The organism is Microbacterium sp. ISL-103 (assembly GCF_018613995.1).
Classification (GTDB): Bacteria; Actinomycetota; Actinomycetes; order Actinomycetales; family Microbacteriaceae; genus Microbacterium.
The window spans coordinates 1,625-2,092 of the sequence record NZ_JAGGPD010000364.1; the positions used below are offsets into that span (position 1 = coordinate 1,625).

At 68.4% G+C, this 468-nt stretch carries 1 protein-coding gene; it reads left to right on the plus strand.

Annotated features, from left to right (window positions below):
• Positions 1-468: alpha-ketoacid dehydrogenase subunit beta (locus tag J7E68_RS13400; protein WP_396652506.1), on the plus strand; the 468-nt coding region annotated here is incomplete at both ends.

Sequence of the window (468 nt, forward strand, 5' to 3'; positions counted from 1 at the left end):
AATCCGGCATCGTCGGCACCGCCGTCGGGATGGCGATGAACGGCATGCGTCCTGTGGTCGAACTGCAGTTCGACGCCTTCGCCCTGCCCGCGTTCGAGCAGATCGTCAGCCACGTGGCGAAGATCGGCAATCGCACGCGAGGGGCGGTGCGGATGCCGCTCGTGATCCGCATCCCCTTCGGCGGCGGCATCGGCGGCGTCGAGCACCACTGCGACTCCTCCGAGGCCTACTACGCTCACACGCCGGGGCTCACGGTGATCAGCCCGTCGACGCCGCAGGACGCCTACTCGATGCTCCGAGCAGCGATCGCATCGCCGGATCCGGTGGTCTTCCTCGAGCCCAACAAGCTGTATTGGACCAAGGGCGAGGTCGACACGTCGGTCACGGCCGAGATCGGCACCGCTCGCATCGCTCGCGAGGGAACAGATGTCACGCTCCTCGCCTACGGCGCCCGCGTGCCCGCCCCCC